Annotated in this window: 14 protein-coding genes; 7 read left to right on the top strand and 7 right to left on the bottom strand. The window is 71.5% G+C overall.

From position 1 onward, the window contains the following. Positions 1-5: 5 nt before the first annotated feature. Positions 6-1460, bottom strand: coding sequence for an efflux RND transporter periplasmic adaptor subunit (locus tag WMF22_RS39030; RefSeq protein WP_438033042.1), 1455 nt, complete (start codon positions 1458-1460; stop codon positions 6-8). Positions 1461-1476: 16 nt separating this feature from the next. Between WMF22_RS39030 and WMF22_RS39025 the strand changes: the two genes are divergently transcribed. The 7 genes from WMF22_RS39025 (at position 1477) to WMF22_RS38995 (ending at position 6014) form a co-directional block, all read left to right on the top strand. Then, a complete protein-coding gene (locus tag WMF22_RS39025) occupies positions 1477-2142 on the top strand; it encodes an FKBP-type peptidyl-prolyl cis-trans isomerase (RefSeq protein ID WP_438033041.1) in 666 nt (221 codons plus the stop codon). A gap of 40 nt (positions 2143-2182) precedes the next feature. Then, positions 2183-2413: a hypothetical protein gene (locus tag WMF22_RS39020; protein WP_012239832.1), complete on the top strand. Its 231-nt coding sequence runs from the start codon at positions 2183-2185 to the stop codon at positions 2411-2413. Continuing rightward, positions 2410-2712, top strand: coding sequence for a DUF1844 domain-containing protein (locus tag WMF22_RS39015; protein ID WP_012239831.1), 303 nt, complete (start codon positions 2410-2412; stop codon positions 2710-2712). The genes WMF22_RS39020 and WMF22_RS39015 overlap by 4 nt, the downstream gene beginning before the upstream one ends. Then, positions 2709-3860, top strand: coding sequence for a S1C family serine protease (locus tag WMF22_RS39010; RefSeq protein ID WP_437295024.1), 1152 nt, complete (start codon positions 2709-2711; stop codon positions 3858-3860). The genes WMF22_RS39015 and WMF22_RS39010 overlap by 4 nt, the downstream gene beginning before the upstream one ends. A 113-nt stretch (positions 3861-3973) precedes the next feature. Then, a complete protein-coding gene (locus WMF22_RS39005; protein WP_437904457.1) occupies positions 3974-4774 on the top strand; it encodes a sigma-70 family RNA polymerase sigma factor in 801 nt (266 codons plus the stop codon). Next, positions 4771-5496, top strand: a complete 726-nt coding sequence (locus WMF22_RS39000) for an anti-sigma factor family protein (RefSeq protein ID WP_437295022.1) — start codon at positions 4771-4773, stop codon at positions 5494-5496. Before WMF22_RS39005 ends, WMF22_RS39000 begins: the two co-directional genes overlap by 4 nt. A gap of 32 nt (positions 5497-5528) precedes the next feature. Continuing rightward, the gene (locus WMF22_RS38995; RefSeq protein ID WP_438033040.1) at positions 5529-6014 is read left to right on the top strand and encodes a hypothetical protein; all 486 of its coding nucleotides are present in this window, start codon (positions 5529-5531) and stop codon (positions 6012-6014) included. 21 nt (positions 6015-6035) lie between these two features. Here WMF22_RS38995 and WMF22_RS38990 read toward each other — a convergent pair whose 3' ends face one another. The 6 genes from WMF22_RS38990 to WMF22_RS38965 all read right to left on the bottom strand — a co-directional run bounded on the left by WMF22_RS38990 (position 6036) and on the right by WMF22_RS38965 (position 14635). Continuing rightward, a complete protein-coding gene (locus WMF22_RS38990; RefSeq protein WP_438033039.1) occupies positions 6036-7196 on the bottom strand; it encodes a sensor histidine kinase in 1161 nt (386 codons plus the stop codon). 35 nt (positions 7197-7231) lie between these two features. Further along, the gene (locus tag WMF22_RS38985; protein ID WP_438033038.1) at positions 7232-9253 is read right to left on the bottom strand and encodes a PAS domain S-box protein; all 2022 of its coding nucleotides are present in this window, start codon (positions 9251-9253) and stop codon (positions 7232-7234) included. Between the two features lie 108 nt (positions 9254-9361). After that, on the bottom strand, positions 9362-10384 hold the full coding sequence (ruvB, locus tag WMF22_RS38980; RefSeq protein ID WP_012239824.1) for a Holliday junction branch migration DNA helicase RuvB: 1023 nt from the start codon (positions 10382-10384) through the stop codon (positions 9362-9364). A gap of 103 nt (positions 10385-10487) precedes the next feature. Then, positions 10488-12407 (bottom strand): sensor histidine kinase, encoded by a 1920-nt coding sequence (locus WMF22_RS38975; protein WP_438033037.1) that lies wholly within the window; start codon positions 12405-12407, stop codon positions 10488-10490. Continuing rightward, positions 12404-13966, bottom strand: coding sequence for a sensor histidine kinase (locus WMF22_RS38970; RefSeq protein WP_437295017.1), 1563 nt, complete (start codon positions 13964-13966; stop codon positions 12404-12406). Before WMF22_RS38970 ends, WMF22_RS38975 begins: the two co-directional genes overlap by 4 nt. Before the next feature lie 93 nt (positions 13967-14059). Further along, complete coding sequence (locus tag WMF22_RS38965; protein ID WP_012239821.1) at positions 14060-14635, bottom strand: GNAT family N-acetyltransferase; 576 nt, start codon at positions 14633-14635, stop codon at positions 14060-14062. Between the last annotated feature and the right edge of the window lie 3 nt (positions 14636-14638).

Below are 14638 nucleotides of genomic sequence, written 5' to 3'. Positions count from 1 at the left end.
ACGCCTCAGAACAGCCGAGGGCCGCGCCCCCTGCCGCTCGCTGACGGATCGTCGTTCTCGTCGGTGACGACCTTGAGCGGCCCGAGATCGGACCCGAGCGCGGTGAAGATGCCGTCGGTGATCCCGACGTCGACGACGCGCGGCTCGATCTTCTCCGCCCCGGGCGTCGCGTCGGTCAGCACGTAGATCCGGCCCTTCTTCGGCGGGAGCGGCTCGAGGGGCGGCGCCTTGATCTCCTTGCCGTCCTTGTCCCGCGCCGGGGTGGGCTTGAACCGGAGCGCCGCGTTCGGCAGCCGCCGCACCCCCCTGGCCTCGGCGGACCGGACGCTCACCGTCGCCGTCATCCCCGGCCGGAGCTTGACGTCGGGGTTGTCGACCTCGACGACCGCCGCGTACGTCACGACGCCGGACTGGCTCAGCGGGCTGTAGCGCACCTGGCTCACCGTCCCTCGGAACGTCTCGCCCGGGAACGCATCGACGCTCACGTCCGCCGTCATGCCCTCGCGGAGCCGCCCGACGTCCGCCTCGTCGATGTCGGCGAGCACGCGCATCTTGCGGAGATCCTGGGCGATCACGAAGAGGGTCGGCGCCTGGAAGCTCGCCGCCACCGTCTGCCCGGGGTCGATCGCGCGGCTGATGACGACCCCGTCGATGGGCGAGAAGATGCGCGTGTACTGGAGGTTCGTCGTGGAGGAGCGGAGCACCGCCCTGAGCTGCGCCACCTGCGCCTTCGAGGCCGCGAGGTCGGCGAGCGCGACGTCGTAGGCGCCCTGCGCCGTGTCCAGATCGGCCTGCGAGCCCACCCCCTCCGCGACCATCTTCCTCGCGCGCTCGAGCCGCTGCTTGGCGGTCCCGAGCGACGCCTCCGAGCGCACGACGCTCGCGCTCGCCGCCGCGATCTGCGCCTGGTTCGAGTCGATCTGCGCCCCGAAGAGCGTCGGATCGATCTCGGCCAGCACGTCGCCGGCCTTCACGATGCTGTTGAAGTCCACGTAGACCTTGGTGATTCGCCCCGAGACCTGGGCGCCGATCTGCACCTCGGTGAGCGGCTTGACCTGCCCCGTCGACTGGACCACTTCGAGCACGTCGCCCGTGGTGATGTCGCCCGTGACGTAGCGCGGCGGCGGCGGGGGCCTCGTCCGGATCCGCCAGACGACGATCCCCGCGACGAGCGCCGCGATCGTCGCGAGGACGCCGAGGCGAGCGAGCCAGCGCTTGGTGCCTACCCGGGAGAGCTCTTGCTCCAGGCTCTCTCCCCCACGTCGAGGACGCGGTCCGCCCTCGCGCAGGCCCCGGGCTGCCGCGCCGCCGGGGGGCGCCGGCGCGGTCGAGGCCGGTCGCGTCTCGCCCGGCGCCGCCTCTCCGGGACGGAGGCGCTCCGTTTCCGGGGTGGCCTGCGCAGCAGGGGGCGACGCGTCGAGGGGGTCGCGGCCGGTCGCCCGAGCCATGGAGTCGGCCATCGGACGTCCTCATAGCATGCTGCCGCGCGAGCGCGCCTCGCTTGAAACCGCGGAACCGCCGTGGCAGACCAACCGCCGCCCCATGGAGTCGCTGCCCATCGCAACGGATACGGTCGTCACGCTGTCCTACGTCCTCTTCAACGAAAGCGGAGAGACGGTGGATGAAGCATCGACCGCGGAGCCGCTCGTCTACACGCACGGCTATGCTCAGATCGTGCCCGGGCTGGAGCGCGCGCTGGAAGGGCTGCGCGCCGGCGAGCAGCGCGAGATCACCGTCGAGGCGGAAGATGCGTTCGGCGAGCGCGATGACGCTGGCGTCTTCGAGGTGGACAAGGCGGATTTCCCCGATGGGGGCGCTGTCGAGGTCGGCGACGAGTTCGTTGCCCAGGGCCCGGACGGTTCGCCGATCGCGCTCCGGGTCATCGAGATCCTCCCCGAGGGGTTCCGGGTGGACACGAATCACCCTCTGGCGGGCCAGAAGGTGCGCTTTCAGGTTCAGGTCAAGGACGTGCGCGCCGCCAGCGAGGAGGAGATCGCGCAGGCTCAGGCCGAGCTGGAGGAGCGCATCGAGGATTCCGATGGCGAGGGCTGCTGCGGTCACGACCACGACCACGATCACAGCCACCATCACGAGCACGGCGATGGTGGGGTGCTCGTGACGCTCTCGAAGAAGTCGTCATAAGCCCACCGCGAACTGGTGGGTTGTCCGAGGAGATCACATCATGACCGTAGGTGAGAAGGGCAAGCTGACGGAGCTGCAGCTCGACCGCCGGGTGCGCGAGCGCCTCCTGGCGAGCGGGACGCTCAGCGCCGGGACCATCGAGGCGCACCTCGCGGGCTTGCCGGACCTGGAGGAGCACGCCGAGGGGATCGCCGTCGATCAGCCGGCGCTCGGCGCGTCGGCGCAGGGGTCGCGGATCGAGCCCGAGCTCGACGACGAAGGGGCAGAGTGAGCGACGCGAAGAATCGGGAAGAGCTCCCTCCGCCGGGGAGCCCCCCGGAGCTGCCGACGCTCGACTTCTCGACCTTCGTGCTGTCGATCATCGGCTCCGCGTACGTGCACCTCGGCGACGCGCCCAGCCCCGACGGCAGGGAAGAGCAGAACCTGATCCTCGCGCATCAGGACATCGATTTGCTGTCGCTCCTCCAGGAGAAGACGAAGGGGAACCTCTCGGGCGACGAGGAGAGGTTGCTCGAGCAGGCGCTCTACGATCTGCGGATGCGCTACCTCGAGGTCTCGAAACGATCGTGACCGCTGGCGCCAGGGCTCTCCTGTGGGTCCTCCTCGCCTCGCTGGTCGCCTCGTGCAGCAAGGCCTCTCCTGGCCACTCTTCCAGCGCAAGCAGCTCCACCGTCCCCTCGGGCGCCGTGCCGGTGACGACCGCGCCGCCGCCTCCGTCCGCGCCGCCTCCTCCTCCGATCGTCCGCTCCGAGGGCATGCCCGGCTCCTTCGCGCCGCTCGCGCGCAGGGCCGATCCAGCGGTCGCGACGGTCAAGGCGCGCGTCGAGCGGCAGCAGCAGCCGGGCGGCCGCCGCCGCACGGTCGCCGAGGGGCTCGGGACCGCCTTCGTCTATGATCCAGAGGGCTTCCTGCTGACGAACAACCACGTGATCGAGGGGGCGACCGACATCCTCGTGAGCTTCGTCGACGGCCGCGACATCAAGGCGACCGTCATCGGTCGCGACAAGCACACGGACGTCGCCGTGCTGAAGGTCGACGAGAAGGGGCTCCCGTCGCTCCCCCTGGGCGACTCGGATACCACCGAGGTCGGCGACTGGGTGGTCGCGATCGGCAACCCCTTCGGCCTCTCCCACACGGTCTCGGCGGGCATCCTCTCCGCCAAGGGCCGCACCCGGGACGATGTGAAGGGGCTCGACCCGAGCGGCTACTTCAACTTCCTCCAGACGGACGCGAGCATCAACCCCGGCAACTCCGGCGGCCCGCTCCTGAACCTCAAGGGCGAGGTGGTCGGCATCAACGCGGCCGTGCGCGCCAACGCGAACAACATCGGGTTTGCGATCCCGATCAACATGGTCCGGCAGCTGCTCCCGATGCTGCTGCGCGACGGCAAGATCCGGCGGAGCCAGGTCGGGGTGATCGTCGACGTCCTCAACTCGATCGAGGCGGGGCGGCTCAAGCGCCCCGATCGAAAGGGGGCGTGGGTGAAGACCGTGGTGGCGGGGGGACCCGCGGACCGGGCTGGCATCGCGCCGGACGATGTGATCCTCGGCTTCGAAGGAAAGACGATTTCCGACCCGAACGAGCTCCGGTGGATGGCGAGCATCGCCGGGGTGAACAAGGTCGTTACGCTCCGCGTCGCGCGGCTGGAGCGGGTCTTCGATGTCCGCCTCACGCTGGGCGAGCTGCCCGAGCTCAGCGATGAGGCCGATGAGCCGTGAGCCGGACGGCCGCCGTCTGCCGCCCGGCACGCCCGCCGGCTGCCGCGCGCCGTGCGCGGCCGCCTGCTCCGCGACCTCCCTCGTCCCCCAGCCTCCTCAGGTAAGCTGACCCCGTGGCCATTGCACCTTCTCACCCGGACGAGCTCGAGCCGGTCGCACCTCCCGGTGATCCCGGCGAGGGCGACGCGGAAGGCGACGACCTGTCCGCGGAGGGCGACCACCCCGAAACGAAGCAGATCCACCCGCGCCTGAATAGCGCTTCCGCCCGTGCGTCCAATCGCGAGGCGCGACGGCGGGAAGCGGAGGAAGATCGTGAGCTCATCGAGCGAGCGCAGAAGGGGGACCAGGCGGCTTTCCGCTCGCTCGTGGAACGGCACCAGCGCAGGGCGTTCGCGATCGCGATGGGGCTCGTCCGCGACGAGAACGACGCGCGCGAGCTCGTGCAGGACGCCTTCCTCCGGGTCTACAAGGGCCTCGGCTCGTTTCAGGGGGGCTCCTCGTTCTTCACCTGGCTTTACAGGATCGTCACGAACCTGGCGATCGACCTCATGCGGAAGCCGGGGCGCCGCGACCTCGAGCTCCAGGAGAACCAGGCGGCGGACGAGCAGTCCGACTTCCCGCTCGTCGCTCGGATCGACGGCGCGGACCCCCTCAACGTCGTCCGGCGCCGGGAGATCGCCGGGCGCATCCAGGCCGCGCTCGACGCGCTGCCGCCCTACCACCGAGGCGTGATCCTGATGCGGGAGGTGGAGGGCATGTCGTACGAGGAGATGGCTCAGGCCATGGGGGTCTCGAAGGGGACGATCATGAGCCGCCTGTTCCACGCCCGTCAGAAGCTTCAGCGCGCCCTCGCCGACTGTTACGCGGAGGAAGAGGGCAAGGCCCCAGCAGAGGACCCGGAGGAGATCGCGTGAGCACCGCCAACAGCAGCAAGGCGAATCACGGGGAAGCGAGCGCCCCGCCGACGGATCTGGAGCTGATGCTCTATGTCGACGGTGAGCTCGATGAGGCGCGCCACCGGCAGGTGGAGGAGTACGTGCTCCACGACCCGCGCTGCCGGGCGAAGGTCGCAGCGCTCGTCACCGCGGCCGACATGGTCCGGGACAGCGCGCTGGCCTCGAGCGCGGCCGACGGCATCGCCGACGGGGTGATGGCGAAGATCCTCGAAGGGCAGGCGGGCGCCGCGCGGGTCGACGGGGGCGGCGCCGCGCGGCCGCTCGCGGCGCCGCCGTCGGGCGAGCCGCCCCGCGCCCGGGCGCGGCTCCAGGGATCGCCGGCGAACGACAACGCGCGCGGGATCTTCGCGCTGACGGCGCTCGCCGTGGCGGCGGCCGCCGCCTTGATGGTCTGGGGCAAGATGGGCGTGGAGACGCCCACCGCGGAGCTGACGACGTCGGCGCCCTCCGCGTTGCTCGCCCCGCCGCCCGCGGCGCCCTCCGCGTCGCTCGCGGCGCCGGCGAAGGAGCCGGACGCCGCGCCGAGCTTCGAGGGGGAGGCCGAGCCCGGCGTCGAGATCGCCGCGGTCGACTTCGGGGCACGCATGGGCACCATCTTTTACGTCCCGCAGGAGGCCGTGGCTTCAGGCCCGACGACCACGGTGGTCTGGCTCTCCGATGACGGTCCGGGAGGACAGTGATGAGATTTCTTGCGAGTGCGATCACCGCGACCATGGTCCTTTCGCTCGGCGTGAGCCCTTCCCCTGCCGTCGCGCAAGAGAAGGCGCCAGCCCCCCCGCAGGCCGCGCCGTCGGACGCCGAGGTCACGTCCGAGATCGTGATCCTCCACGCGACGAACGATGGGAAAGGCATCGACCCGAAGATCGGCAAGATGCCCGAGCTCGGGAAGCCGCCGTTCTCGTCGTACAACAGCTACAAGCTCCTCGAGCGGCTGAAGGTCACCCTGCAGAAGGGGAAGCCGACCACGACGAAGCTGCCGAACGGCAGCGTCCTCATGGTGTCGCTGAAGGACGTGGTCGCCGCGAAGAAGAAGGACGAGCCGAGGCGCTTCGTCGTCAGCGCGAGCATCCAGAAGCCCGGCGGCAACTCGTTTCTGCCCCTGCTCGAGGTGAACGCCAAGGCCGGAGAGAGCTTCTTCGTCGCGGGTCAGCAGCACATGGGCGGCGTGCTCGTGCTCGGCATCAAGGTCGCGCCCTGAGCCGAGGGAGCTCGCCCCTGCTCAGCGGCGGGCCGAGGACGGCAGCGCGATCGGCAGATCCAGAGAGAAGACCGTCCCGCGCGGGGCGCGCGCATCCGCGCGGATGCTGCCGCCGTGCGAGGCAACGATGTTCCTTACGATGCTCAGGCCGAGCCCGGTGCCGGTCCCGTCGGTCTTCGTCGTGAAGAAGGGGTCGAAGATCCTCGGCAGGTGCTCGGGCTCGATCCCGTGCCCGTCGTCGCGGATCGTCACCGTGATGTAGCCGTCCTCCGGCGACATCGCGGTGGAGATGCCGAGGCAGCCGCCGCGCTCGTTCATCGCGTGCGCGGCGTTCGTGAACAGGTTCACGAACACCTGCGTCAGCGGATCGATGACGCCGCAAACCGGAGGGATCTCGTCGAAGCGCCGCTCGACGGTGACGCCCGTCTGGTCGAGGAGGTGCTCGCAGAAGACGAGCGCGCGCTCGATGATGTCGTGGAGCGAGACGGCGCCCGGCTTCTCCGTGGACGGCCGCGCGTAGGCGATCAGGTCGCGCGAGAACCGGCGGATGCGATCCGCCGCGTCGTTGATCCTCGCGAGCCGCTCGATGTCCGAGGGGTCGAAGCCGCCGCGCTCGCCCTTGCGGCGCAGGTACTCGGAGTAGGCGAGGATCGAGGTGAGCGGGTTGTTGAGCTCGTGCACGACGCCTGCGGCCATCTTCCCGAGCGAGGCCAGCTTCTCGGCCTGCATGACCTGAGCGCGCAGCGACTCGTGCGCGCGCGCCTCGCGGAGCGACGCGCCCAGGGTGAGCACGAGCCGATCGACCAGCGCCTGTACAGGCGCGCTGTCGAGGTACGCGGCGTCGTCGGCCGCGATGTGCATCGTCGAGCGACCTCCGGGCTCGATCGCCACGACGCGCTCGAAGGCGAACTCCGGGAGGAGCCGCGCCGGATCGCGGCCGTCGTCGCGGCGAGCGCGCGGCGAGACCCGGACGGCCACCTGCGCCCCCGTCGCGCCGGGGATGTAGATGCCGAGCCCGCAGGCCGTGAGCACCTTCGCGGCCGCGCCGAGCAGCGCCGAGGCGCGCTGCTCGATGGAGGCCGACGGATCCAGCTCGCTCGACGCGATCAGCAGGCTGTCCACCCACTCGAGCGGGATGTCCCGGGTGAGGGGCTTCCGGAGCGTGACGGGAGCGTCGGACAATGGCTGCTCCCCCAGGCGCTCCGCTGTCTTTCCGCTCACCCGATCACCCTGTTCGGGTCGTCGCCGCTCGATCGGTCGAGATCGATGATCTTCGCGGCGCCGACATAGGATTTCGTCTCATAGCGGGTGATCTTGCCGATCTTGCGGACGATCTCCGCCATCCGCTCGGCTTCGCTGCGGATCGTGGTCGCGGCCCCCTTGATGGGGGACGCGTCGTCGATCCGGCGGCAGATCAGCTCGGCGTAGCCGAGCACGCTGGTGAGCGGCTGGTTCAGCTCGTGCGCGGCCGCGCCCGCGAGCTCGGCGATGATGGCCTGCTTCTCGCGAGCGCGGAGCTCCTCCTGCGCCTCGGTGAGGCGGGCCTCCATCCGCATCCGCTCCCGCAGGTCCGTGAAGATGCCGACCGAGCCGACCGGGACGCCGTTCTCGAAGATCAGCGCCGCGGAGAGGTGCACCGGGATCCGCGACCCGTCCCTGGCCAGGACCTCGGTCCGGTAGCCCTCGAGCCGGCCGGGGCCGCCGTGCTCCTTCGCGTGGATGAGCCTCATGATGTGCTCGGCGTTGTGGTCGGGGTAGAGCGCGCGGGCGTTCATCGCGCCGACGACCTCCTTCGCGTCATACCCGTAGATCCGCTCGGCGGCGCGGTTGAAGAGCAGGACGACGCCCTCCATGTTGGCCGAGACGATCGCGTCGACCGAGCTGTCGATGACGCGCTCCAGGAACTCCTTCGTCTTGGTGAGCTCCGCCTCGGTGGCGCGCTCCGTGGTGACGTCGCGGAAGCTGACCAGGACGGCGCCGCTCTCCTCGCGAAGGACGCTGCTGAAGCTGAAGCTGAGGATGAGCCGCTCGTGCTCGCCCCGCCGCACGGTGAAATCCACCATGTGCGGGAACGATCCCTTGGCGAAGCCGGCCCGGATCTCCTCGAGGAGCGGGTGCTCGCGCGCGTCGACGAGATCGGCCAGGTTCGCCCTCTCGAGGTCCTCCGCCGTGCGCCCCGTGATCGCCTGCGCGCGCGGGTTGGAGAAGAGGATGTGGCCGTCGGGATCGACGACGACGATGCCGTCCGCCGTCGAATAGAAGAAGTCGGCGTAGCGCTGGAGCGCCTTCAGCCGGCGCTCCGCCTCGAACCGCGCGAAGGTGCTCTGCTGCGTCTGGTCGCGGAGCGACTGCAGGATGCGCGCGTTGCGCAGGGCGATCGCGGTGGCGCTCGCGACCGTGCGGGCCAGCGAGAGCTCGTGCGCGTGGGGCGCCACCGGCTGCCGGCCGCGCAAGAAGAGCACGCCGAGCGGCTTGTCCTCGAACAAGATCGGCAGGAGCGCCAGCGAGCGGAACGCGTTCTCCGGGAGCTCCGCGCGCACGATGTCGAACAGCGGGTGCGCCTTCGCGTCGTCGATCACGAGCACGTCGCCCGTGCGCATGACGCGCTGGATCTCCGGGTACTTGCCGAGATCGATCGGGAGATCCCGCAGCTCCTTGTCGTCGCTCGCGGCGACCACGTAGCCGACGTCGCCCGCGTCGCGCACGAGGACGATGCTGCAGCGGTCGACGCGCGCCACCTCGGCGATGCGCCGCACGACCGTGAAGAGGATGTTCCGGAAGTCGAGCGTCGAGGAGAGCGCCTGCGTGAGCTCGAGGACCACCTTCGCGTCGTGCTCTTTGCGCGCGAGCGCGTCGACGTAGTCCCGGATCCGGAGCTGACCGCGGATGCGCGCGATGAGCTCGGCAGGGCGGAACGGCTTGCGGATGAAATCGTCGGCGCCGAGCTCGAAGGCGCGGGCGACGTCCTCGTCCGCGTCGAGCGCGGTCAGCACGACGACGGGGACGTCCTGCGTCCGGGGGGCGTCCCGCACGGCGCTGAGGACCACGTAGCCGTCAGGGGGCGGCATCACGAGGTCGAGCAGCACGAGCGCGGGCACGCTCGCCTTGAGCCATGCGAGCGCGTCCGCGCCCGAGGTGACCGCGACGGCCTCGATGCCCGCGTCGGCCAGCGCGTGCAGCAGCATCTGCCGGCTGACGGCGTCGTCGTCCACGACGAGCACAGGATCACGGCGAGGCACACGCCAAGCTTAGCGACTCCAGGCTGGGGCGATGAGAGAATTCCGGGCCTCGGCGCGGCGCTGGCGCGGCGTTGCGCACTGCATTGCGCTGCCCGCGCGGCGCTGGGATCAGGAGAAGAGATCTCCCTGCTTCGTCGCAGGAGCCGCGAGGCCCAGGTGCTCGTAGGCGCGGCGGGTCGCGACCCTGCCGCGCGGCGTGCGGCCGACGAAGCCCTGCTGGAGCAGGAACGGCTCGTACACGTCCTCGATCGTGTCGCGCGGCTCACTGAGCGCCGCGGCCAGGGTGTCGATGCCCACAGGGCCGCCGTCGTAGTGATCGACGATGACGCGCAGCAGCCGGCGATCCATCTCGTCGAGGCCGGCCGCGTCGATCTCGAGCCGCTCCGCGGTCTTCCGCGCGATCTCCATCGTGATCGCGCCGTCGCCCAGCACCTCGGCGAAGTCGCGGACGCGGCGCAGGAGGCGGTTGGCGACGCGCGGCGTCCCTCGCGCGCGCGCCGCGATCTCGCGCGCTCCGCCGGCGTCGATCGGCACGTCGAGCAGGCCGGCGCTGCGCTGCACGATGCGCTGGAGCTCCTCGACGGGGTAGAAGTCGAGGCGGACGACGTGGCCGAAGCGCGACAGAAGCGGCGCGGTGAGCAGCCCGGTGCGGGTCGTCGCGCCCACGAGCGTGAAGGGCTTCAGCGCGAGCTGGATCGTCGTCGCGTAGGGGCCGTCACCGGTCATGATGTCGATGTTGAACGACTCGATCGCGGGATAGAGGCTCTCCTCGACCGCCGGCGTGAGCCGGTGGATCTCGTCGATGAACAGCACGTCGTTGCGCTCCAGCTTCGTCAGCAAGCCGGCCAGCGCGCCCTTGTGCTCGATCGCCGGTCCGCTCGTGACATGGAGCGCGACGCCCATCTCGCGGGCGATGATGTGGGCGAGCGTGGTCTTGCCCAGGCCGGGCGGGCCACAGAACAGCATGTGGTCGAGCGGCTCGCGCCGCCGGCGCGCGGCTTCGACGAAGACCTTGAGGTTCTCCGTGTGCTTGGCCTGGCCGACGTACTCGGCGAGCGAGGCAGGCCGGAAGAGGCGGTCGAAGCGATCGTCGTCGCCTGTCTCGGCAGGAGAGAGCGCCCGTTCAGGCATGCCACGGGCGTACCGCGTGCAAGCAGCGAAGGGAAGCGATCCGCGCTGCGGCGTGGGTCGCCGCGGGGCCCTGGTCGAGGTCAGCCGAGCGCAGGGGTCGAGGTCAGCCGAGCGCAGGGACAGAGGACAGGCGGGGACGTCGGGGGGGCGGGATGCGCGGCAGACGAGCGCGGCAGAGCGGCCGGCCGTCGGGGGCGCCGTCCACCTCGAGAGAGCCGCCGTGGAGCTCGATCACCGATCGCGCGTGGCTGAGGCCCAGCGTCAGGCCGCGCCCCCGGGCCGTGGTCTGCCGGCTGAACAGGGCCTCGAGCTCGTCCGGCGGCACGTCGCGGCTGCCGTACTCGATGTCGATGCGGACCTCGTTGTTGAACTCGCCGGCCATCGTCGCCGTGAGGCGCACGAGGCGCGCCGACGGGTCGGCCGCGCCCGTCCGGAGCGCGTGCGCGACGATGACCGCGATCGCGCGCGTCGCGTAGGCTTGATCGACGGGGATCAGCGGCAGGGTGTCGCCGACCTCGATGACGACCTCGCCGCCGGCGTCGCTCGCGAGCTCGCGCGCCTTGCGGAGCGCGCCCGCGATGAGCCAGCCGACGGACGTCGGCTGAGGCTCGAGCGTAAGCTGCCCGGCCTCGACGCGGGCGGCGTCGAGGATCGACTCGATGAGGCCAAGGAGCTCCCGGCCGCGCGTCGCGATGAGCTCCAGGCTCTCGCGCTGCGCGGGGGTCAGATCCTCCTGGCCCACGAGCTCGGCGAACCCGAGGATGGCGTTCAGCGGGCTCTTGAGGTCGTGGCTCACGCTCGCGAACAGGAGGCCGCGCATGCGCTGCGCCGCCTCGCGGGCCTCGAGCGCGCGCTCCTGCGCCGCGGCGAAGACGCGGAAGCGCTCGGCGAGGTCCTCGATGGCGTGCCCGAGCCGGGCGACGACGGCGAACCGGGCGGGGCGCGCGATCTGGGTGGCGCCGCGCAGCACGCTGTCCGTGCCGAGCAGGCGCACCTGCTTCGTGGCGTGCACGAGATCGGCCGCCAGGACGCGGCCGAACAGGTTGCCGAGCGCGCCGGCGACCAGCACCGCGAGCAGCGCGACGAGCGCGCCCCAGATCGCGGCGGAGGGCTCGAGGTCGGCGGAGAACCGGGTGTTGACGCAGCCGTAGTCGAGCGGCGTGATCACGGCGATCTGCCCGTCGGCTTCGCGGCCGAAGGAGGGCTCCGAGCCCACGCAGTCGTGCTCCACGCGCGCGAGGAACCCGAACTCCGCCGCCGAGGCCACGACGTCGTTGCGGCCGGCCGCGTCGATGGCCCCGAGCGACGGGTCGAGCGCCGTGCGCGCGATGAGCCCCGCGGTCGAGCGCCGGCTGCGCTCGATGAACGTCTGGAGGTGCGCGTTCGCGATGAGCACCGCCCCGACGCCGACGAGCAGCACCGGCGTGGCGACGGCCAGGAGCAGCTTGGAGGTGACCCGCCGGCGCGGCGTCTGGTAGAGCTCGGCGGTCTCGAGCAAGGCGCCGATCGCCTCGGCCGGGCTGATCTCGAAGAGGCTGAACGCCGCGGCGCGCGTCAGCACGTAGTGCGGGATCGCGGACGCGCTGAGGATCGTGATCGCGAGGATGAGCAGGCTGACCGCGCGGCCGTCGTCGAGCTTCTCCGGCCTGATCCCGGGGATCATCATGAGGCCGGAGATCGTCGAGCTCGCCAGCACGAAGCGCAGCGCCAGCGAGGTCGGGAGCCCGGCGAACCGCTCGAGCTCCTCGTGATCGATGTCGCGCGAGCCGATCACGAGCGAGCGCAGCAGGTTCTCGTGGGTGCGCAGCCGGAGCAGCGTCAGCAGCGTGGTCGCGCAGATCGCGGCGAGCGCGATCTTGGCGCCGACCGAGAGCACGCTGGCGGCGACGCGCTGCTCGAGGATGAGCAGCTTCGGCGCGAGCGCCGCGATCGCCCCGAACGCGGCGACGCCGACCAGCGCCTGGCGGACGAGCACGCGCCTCGCGAAGTGGATCGCGTCGTCCCTCATGCGCTCCTCGGTCATACGATCCTCCCCTGGGGGCCGCCGGCGCCGGGGTCGTTCCCCGGCGGCGCCGCCACGTCGGGCGCGGGCGGGGTCGGCGCGAACAGGGGCTGCTGCACGATCCACATCGGCAGGGTGATCGTGAAGGTCGAGCCCCGCCCGAGCTCGCTCTCCAGCTGGATCGTCCCGCCGTGCATCAGCACGAGGCGCCGCGCGATCGAGAGCCCGAGCCCCGTCCCGGCCCGGCGCGAGCGCACGTCGCCGGTCTGCCGGTACTCCTCGAAGACCGCCGACGTCTCCTCCGGCGGGATGCCGGGGCCGGTGTCCTGGACGACGATCGCCGCGTAGCGGCCGCGCCCCGTGATGTTGACCGTCACCGAGCCGCGCGCCGTGAACTTGACGGCGTTCGAGACGAGGTTGGTGAGGATCTGCCGCACCCTCCGCGGATCGGCGTGCGCGACGAGGGCGTGATCCCCGGTGACGCGCAGCTGGAGGGGCTTGTCGCGCGCCGCCGCGGACGCCTCCCGCATCACCTGATCGACGAGGGCGCGCAGGTTGACGGCGCGACGGGAGAGCTGGAGCTTGCCCGTCTCGAGCGCCGACAGGTCGAGGATGTCGTCGATGAGCGTGCGCAGGTGCTCGCCGCTCTGCCGGATGACCGACAGCGCCTCGCGCGCGTCCTGGCTGAGCGGGCCGTCGACCTCGCTCTCCAGGACGTGCGCGAACCCGAGGATGGCGTTGAGCGGCGTGCGCAGCTCGTGGCTCAGCCCCGCGAGGAACGCCGAGCGCTCGCGGTCCATCGCGGAGGCCTGCTGGAGGTCCGCCCGGTAGGTGCGCTCCGCCGCGGCGAAGCGGGTGATCAGCAGGTTGAAGGCCGCCGTCAGGAGGCCGACCTGGTCGAGCGATCGGATCGGAACAGGCTCGGCCTGGATCACGTCCGTGGGCAGCGCGCTCTGGCCCTGTCCGCGCGCCATCGCCGTGATGCGCTCGCGCAGGTAGTCGACATCGTCGCGCGCCGACTTGGTGAACGAGAGCGCGACCGCGACAGCCACGCCGAGCAGCAGCACCGTGAGCGCCGCGACGGCGTTGCCGAGCGCGATCGAGTCGGGCGGCGGGCTCGGCGCCGAGACGAAGGTGAGCACCGAGAGGTGAGAGAGCGGCGGGTGCAGCGGGCGCGCCGCGAACCGGACGCGGCCGAGCGAGGTCGTCGTCTCGCCCTTGCCCAGGGTGAGCATCTGGACGATGCCGGCCCTGGCCGGCGCGCTGAAGCTCTCGTTGATCAGCACGTGGCCGCCCTGATCGACGAGCAGGATCTCCGACCCAGCCCGCCGCGCCGCCTCCCGCAGGAACGCCGCCCGCTCCCCCTCGATGGTCCCGCGGAGCCGCGCCGAGAGCGTCGCGGCCAGCACCTCGGCGCGCAGGCTCGCGGCCTGATCGCTCATCCTCGCGAGCTGGCCGATGCCGATCAGCGCGATCGCCACCGCCGTGGCGATCCCCACGACGATCACGATCGCGGGCGCGAGCGGCACGAGCGGCGTCGTGCCGCGGGGCCAGCGGATGAGGCGACGACGGCGGGCCACGGCGGAGTCAGGATGCTAGCGCGCTTCGGGCGGCGCACGGGCTACCTCGGGCGCGCGGAGGGAACTAGCGAGCGAGCGCCCTCGTGGGCGGCTTTACCTGGGATCGGTCGCCAGGAGCGCGAAGACGGAGTGGTCGAGCCAGCGGCCGTCGCACCACTCGGCCTGCCGGGCGATGCCCTCGAAGCGGAAGCCGAGCCGGCCGATGACCGCGAGGGAGGGATGGTTGTCCGTCGCGGCCGCAACCCGCACGCGGTGCGCGCCCATGTGGCCGAACGCGAACCCGAGCGCGGCCCTCGCGGCCTCGGTCATGAGCCCGCGCCCGGTCGCCTCCTTGCGGAGCCAGTAGCCGAGCTCGCAAGAGCGGTGCAGGTGGACGCACGCCTCGAGCCCGACCACCCCGGCGAGCGAGCGGTGCGCGCGCTCGCGGATGACGAAGCGCAGCGCCCTGCCGTGATCCCAGTCGGCGGCGCACGCCTCGGCGAAGCGCACGCTCGCGGCCGGATCCGTGTGGAACTGCACCCAGGGAAGCCAGCGCTGGAGGGTCGCGCGCGAGCCGTTGACCGCGAGCCAGAGCTCGGGCCCGTCGGACGGGTCGATCGGCACGAGGATCAGCCGCTCGGTCTCGATGGGACGGGCGCGGACCTCGCTTCGAGGTGGGAGGATGAGCATGGG

It is taken from the genome of Sorangium sp. So ce204, from assembly GCF_051526795.1.
Lineage (GTDB): Bacteria > Myxococcota_A > Polyangia > Polyangiales > Polyangiaceae > Sorangium > Sorangium cellulosum_B.
Note: the sequence above shows the minus strand (reverse complement) of the source record. Positions and strands in the feature narration are given on the sequence as shown.